5 protein-coding genes are annotated in these 5451 nt (G+C 72.2%); 1 reads left to right on the forward strand and 4 read right to left on the reverse strand.

The window, feature by feature from the left end; genetic code table 11:
* Nucleotides 1–22: 22 nt before the first annotated feature.
* A complete protein-coding gene (locus tag SSOG_RS28505; protein WP_050799996.1) occupies nucleotides 23–1711 on the forward strand; it encodes a beta-N-acetylhexosaminidase in 1689 nt (562 codons plus the stop codon).
* Here SSOG_RS28505 and SSOG_RS51965 read toward each other — a convergent pair whose 3' ends face one another.
* From SSOG_RS51965 to SSOG_RS28525, 4 genes are all read right to left on the reverse strand, one after another.
* Nucleotides 1712–2680, reverse strand: a complete 969-nt coding sequence (locus SSOG_RS51965; RefSeq protein ID WP_110092154.1) for an RICIN domain-containing protein — start codon at nucleotides 2678–2680, stop codon at nucleotides 1712–1714.
* A gap of 92 nt (nucleotides 2681–2772) precedes the next feature.
* Nucleotides 2773–3939 carry an acyl-CoA dehydrogenase family protein gene (locus SSOG_RS28515; protein ID WP_009717724.1) on the reverse strand — a complete coding sequence of 389 codons (1167 nt, stop codon included), beginning with the start codon at nucleotides 3937–3939 and terminating at the stop codon, nucleotides 2773–2775.
* Nucleotides 3940–3942: 3 nt separating this feature from the next.
* A complete protein-coding gene (locus SSOG_RS28520; protein WP_039938916.1) occupies nucleotides 3943–4875 on the reverse strand; it encodes a hydroxymethylglutaryl-CoA lyase in 933 nt (310 codons plus the stop codon).
* A partial coding sequence (locus tag SSOG_RS28525; RefSeq protein ID WP_245606400.1) for an acyl-CoA carboxylase biotin carboxyl carrier protein subunit occupies nucleotides 4875–5451 on the reverse strand: 577 nt, incomplete at its 5' end. The genes SSOG_RS28525 and SSOG_RS28520, both read right to left, overlap by 1 nt.

A 5451-nucleotide genomic window follows, 5' to 3' on the forward strand; every position in this document is an offset into this window, starting at 1 on the left:
ACTGGACGCCGCGGTACGCAAGATGTCGCGGTACCCACGATGCGACGCTTCGTTGAAGGGAACCCCTGTGAGACGACGCCGTGCTCGACTGCTGTGCTCACTCCTGCTGACCGTGGCGGCGGGGGCGGGGACCGCCGCCACGGCCTCGCCGCCCTCCGCGGCCGCCTCCGGGTCCGGCGCCGCCGCGGCCGCGCCGGTGCCGCTGGACCGGGTCGTGCCCGCGCCCGCCTCCGTACGGCCCGGCAAGAGCCCGTACACGATCCGCCCGACGACCCCGATCCGGGTCGAGCCCGGCTCCCGCGCCGCGCGCACCGCGGGCGACTATCTGGCGGGCGTGCTGCGCCCCGCCACCGGCTACCGGCTGCCGGTCACCGCGCGCGGGGGCGGGGACGGCATCCGGCTGCGGATCGTGCGGGACGCCAAACGGTCGAGCGCGAAGGGGACCGGCGCGAAGGGCCTCGGCGCGGAGGGCTACCGGCTGGCGGTGACCCGCCGCGCCGTCACCATCAGCGCCCGCACGTCCGCCGGGCTCTTCCACGGCATCCAGACGCTGCGGCAGCTGCTGCCCGCGTCCGTCGAACGCGCCACCCGGCAGCCCGGCCCCTGGCGGATCTCCGGCGGCACCATCACCGATGTGCCGCGCTACGCCTGGCGGGGCGCGATGCTCGACGTCTCCCGGCACTTCTTCACCGTCGACCAGGTCAAGGCGTACGTCGATCAGCTCGCCCTCTACAAGATCAACAAGCTGCATCTCCACCTCTCGGACGACCAGGGCTGGCGGATCGCCATCGACTCCTGGCCCCGGCTGACGACGTACGGCGGCTCCACCCAGGTCGGCGGCGGGCCCGGCGGCTACTACACCAAGGCCGACTACCGGGAGATCGTGCGGTACGCGGCGCAACGCCACCTCACCGTCGTCCCCGAGATCGACATGCCCGGCCACACCAACGCGGCCCTCGCCTCCTACGCCGACCTCAACTGCGACGGCGTCGCCCCGCCCCTCTACACCGGCACCGAGGTCGGCTTCAGCTCGCTGTGCGTGCCCAAGGAGGTGACGTACGACTTCGTGGACGACGTGATCCGCGAGATCGCCGCCCTCACCCCCGGCCGCTACCTCCACATCGGCGGCGACGAAGCGCACTCCACCAGCCATGACGACTACGTGGCCTTCATGGACCGGGTCCAGCCGGTCGTCGCCAAGTACGGCAAGACCGTGGTCGGCTGGCACCAGCTGACCGGCGCGCGCCCCGCGAAGGGGGCGGTCGCCCAGTACTGGGGGACCAATGGCAGCGAGAAGGAGGTCGCCGAAGCCGCCAAGAACGGCACCCGCCTCGTCCTCTCGCCCGCCAACCGCGCCTACCTGGACATGAAGTACGACCCGAGCACCCCGCTGGGGCTCAGCTGGGCCGGATACGTCGAGGCGAAGCAGTCCTACGACTGGGACCCGGGCAGCTACATCGCCGGCGCCCCGCCGTCCTCGGTCCTCGGCGTGGAGGCCCCGCTGTGGTCGGAGACCCTCTCCACCAGCGCCCACATCGAGTACATGGCCTTCCCCCGCCTCCCCGGCATCGCCGAACTGGGCTGGTCGCCCCGGTCCACCCACGACTGGGACGACTACCGGGTGCGCCTCGCCGCCCAGGCGCCCCGCTGGGACGCCCTGGGCATCGACTACTACCGCTCCCCGCAGATCCCCTGGCCCGCCGCCGAGTGATCAGTTACCGGTGATCGTGGGAATCGCCGTCGGCGCCCTGACCGGATCGAACCGGAAGATCTGGCCCGTGTCGTCGGCGGCGCAGGGCAGTTGGAGCACCGGGTCCCCCTTCCGGGTCGACCCACCGGGCACCGAAACGCACTGGCCAGAGTGCACCGCCGTGATCCGGTAGCCGCGCGTCGGCGTGGTGACCCGCTGGATGCGGAACCACTCGGCCGTGCCCCGGTGCCCGCAGTGGTCGTCCATCATCTGCGTGCCGCCCTTGGTGCTGCCCTGGCCCACGCCGAGACATCCGTAGCCGAAGACGGGATGGAGCGACCGGACCTGGACGGTGTCGTCGGCCGACTCCTCCAGGGCGTACGTCGGGATACTGCGACGGCAGTCCGCCTGGAAGACATGGCCCCCGCTCTCGCCCTCCACCTCGGACAGGCATAGGGAGGAGACGACGGAGCGGATGCGGTACGTGCCCGGCGAGGGCGTGGAAGCAGCGGACCGCGCCGACGGCGCGGCGGCGCCCGGCGTGTCCGGCTCGCCGTCGTCGGCCGTCATCGCCACCGCGAGCGAGGCCGCCGCGCCCACGATCAGCACGGCGAGCGCCGCGCCGATCAGCCGCCCCCGCGGCACGCCCCGGCGGATTTCCGGCGGTTCGGGCTCCGGATCGACGGCATTCTCCGTGCGAACGCTTGCGCGATCCGCGGCGATGTCGTGATGAACCTCCAGCCATTCACCGGCGCGATCTTCCTCTCCGCAGGCGCGGAGAAAAGCCAACAGCGTTTCGGTGCGCGGTAGTGCGTCCTGGCGTAACGCATCGGACAAGGTGCTGCGCGCCAGTACATCGCCGTTCTCGGCGGCACGCTCCTCCAGCTGCCGATAGGTCAGCCCTGATCTTTCCCTGAGCTCCCGCAGCAGCGCGACGAATTCAGCGGCATTCCGCGCAGAGCGCGGCCCCCATTCCCCCTGGCTCCCCATGCTGCGCCATGGTGACGGACGCGGTGCGGGGCGACAACGAGCTTTCGCGCCTTTTCGGGCCCTGGGCCGGACGGCCCGGGGCCCGGGGAGGCTCAGCTCGCGAAACCCAGCTCCCGTGCGATCAGCATCCGCTGCACCTCACTCGTGCCCTCCCCGATTTCCAGGATCTTGGAGTCCCGCCACATCCGGGCCACCGGGTACTCGTTCATGAAGCCGTATCCGCCGTGGATCTGGGTCGCCTCGCGGGCATTGGTGACCGCGACCTCCGAGGAATACAGCTTCGCGATCGACGCCTCCTTCTTGAACGACTCGCCGCTTACCAGGCGCGAGGCCGCGTCGCGCCAGGCGACCCGGGCCATATGGGCGCGCATCTCCATGTCGGCGATCTTGAACTGGATGGCCTGGTTGGCGCCGATCGGGCGGCCGAATGCCTCGCGGGTTCTGGCGTAGGACACCGACTCGTCCACACAGCCCTGGGCGAGCCCGGTGGCCAGGGCGGAGATGGCGATGCGGCCCTCGTCGAGGATGCGGAGGAACTGGGCGTACCCCCGGCCCAGGTCGCCCAGGAGGTTGGCGGCCGGGACGCGGCAGTCGGCGAAGGACAGCTCGCGGGTGTCCGAGGCGTTCCAGCCGACCTTGGAGTAGGGGGCGGCGACGCTGAGGCCGGGGGTGCCGGACGGCACGATGATGGAGGAGATCTTGGGCCGGCCGTCCTCGGTGCGGTCGGTGACCGCGGTGACGGTGATCAGCGCGGTGATGTCCGTGCCCGAGTTGGTGATGAAGCACTTGGTGCCGTTGATCACCCACTCGCCCGTGGCCTCGTCCAGCCGGGCCGTGGTGCGGGTGGCACCCGCGTCGGAGCCGCCGCCCGGCTCGGTCAGGCCGAAGGCGCCCAGGGTCTCCCCGGAGCACAGCCCGGGCAGCCACTGGCGCTTCTGCTCCTCCGTCCCGTAGAGGAAGATCGGCATCGCGCCGAGCGAGACCCCGGCCTCCAGGGTGATCGCGACGGAGGAGTCCACCCGGGCCAGTTCCTCCAGGGCCAGACACAGCGCGAAGTAGTCGCCGCCCATCCCGCCGTACTCCTCGGGGAAGGGCAGACCGAACAGCCCCATCCGGCCCATCTCGCGGATGATCTCGTACGGGAACTCATGGTGCTCCCAGTACTCCCCGATCTTCGGGGCGACCACATCGTGCGCGAACGCCTCGACGGTGCGGCGCAGTTCCTCGTGCTCGGGGGAGAGACGATGGTCGATCGCCATGACTCACATCTCCTTCTGGGAGAGGGCGCGGACGGTGCGGGACGGGCTGGGTCGGCCCAGGTGCCGGGCCATCCACACGCTGGTGGCGGTGAGACGGCGGATGTCGACCCCGGTCTCGATGCCGAGGCCGTCGAGCATCCAGACCAGGTCTTCGGTGGCGAGGTTGCCGGTGGCGCTCTTCGCGTACGGACAGCCGCCCAGACCGCCCGCGGAGGCGTCGACGGTGGTCACGCCGTACTGGAGGGCGGCGAGGGTGTTGGCGAGGGCCTGGCCGTAGGTGTCGTGGAAGTGGACGGCGAGCCGCTCGGCGGGGATGCCCGCCTCGCCCAGCGTGGCCAGCAGCTCCTGCACATGGCCGGGGGTGGCCACGCCGATGGTGTCGCCGAGACTCACCTCGTCGCACCCCATGTCGATCAGGCGGCGGCTGACCGAGACGGTCTGCGAGATCGGGACCGGGCCCTCCCAGGGGTCGCCGAAGCACATCGACAGATAGCCGCGCACGGTCACGCCCGCCTCGCGCGCCGCGGTGACGACCGGCTCGAACATGGCGAGCGCCTCGTCCACCGTCCGGTTGAGGTTGGCCTTGGCGAACGCCTCGGTCGCGCTGCCGAAGACGGCGATCTCGCGCGCGCCCAGCGCGAGCGCGCGGTCCAGACCGCGCTGGTTGGGCACCAGCACCGGGAGCCGGGCCCGCACATCGTCGATCAGCGGCATCAGCTGCTCGGCGTCGGCCAGCTGGGGCACCCACTCCGGGCGGACGAAGCTGGTGGCTTCGATGGTGGTCAGCCCCGCGTCGGCCAGCCGCCGGATGAACTCGGCCTTCACGGCGACCGGCACGAGCGCCTTCTCGTTCTGTAGTCCGTCCCGCGGCCCCACCTCGTGGATGCGCACCCGGGCGGGCAGCCCCGGGGCCGGGACGGTCATGGGGAGGGTCATCACGCACGCTCCTCGGTCTCGCGCGGGGCGACGACCGCCAGCAGCTGGTCCATGGCGACCGTGCTGCCGGGGGTCACCTCCAGCTCGGTGACGGTCCCGTCGTGCGGGGCGGAGATGAGGTGCTCCATCTTCATCGCCTCGACCACCAGCAGGCCCTGGCCCGCGGTGACCTCGTCCCCGACGGCCGCCTTCACGACGGTGACGGTGCCGGGCATGGGGGCCGTCAGCTCCCCGGCGTGCGCGGCGGCGGCCCCGCCGCGCAGCGTCTCCTCAATGGGGTCATGCCCCACCACCCGCCAGGCATCCCCGCTCCGCCCCAGCCAGTGGCTCGCGCCGTCGGCGACATGCCGGAAGCGGTGGGTGACCCCGCCGAGGTCCAGCAGCACGGTGCGGTTGTCCAGCCCCACCAGCCGTGCCGCGATGCCGGAGCTCCAGCCGCGCCTCTCGGCGGCCACGTCGCCACCTGCGGCATCCGCACCGCTGCCCGCGGGATGGCCGGGCACCGGGCGCGCCGCGCCCGCGGGGTCGGCCGGGCCGCCGGGCGGAACGACCGCTCCACCGGCCGCGGACGGGCCG

The organism is Streptomyces himastatinicus ATCC 53653, assembly GCF_000158915.1.
GTDB lineage: Bacteria > Actinomycetota > Actinomycetes > Streptomycetales > Streptomycetaceae > Streptomyces > Streptomyces himastatinicus.

Bases quoted from the DNA above. Each gene is read 5' to 3' on its own strand.
- SSOG_RS28505 (WP_050799996.1), top strand. From the start codon at position 23: ATGTCGCGGTACCCACGATGCGACGCTTCGTTGAAGGGAACCCCTGTG.
- SSOG_RS51965 (WP_110092154.1), bottom strand. From the start codon at position 2,680: ATGGGGAGCCAGGGGGAATGGGGGCCGCGCTCTGCGCGGAATGCCGCT.
- SSOG_RS28515 (WP_009717724.1), bottom strand. From the start codon at position 3,939: ATGGCGATCGACCATCGTCTCTCCCCCGAGCACGAGGAACTGCGCCGC.
- SSOG_RS28520 (WP_039938916.1), bottom strand. From the start codon at position 4,875: ATGACCCTCCCCATGACCGTCCCGGCCCCGGGGCTGCCCGCCCGGGTG.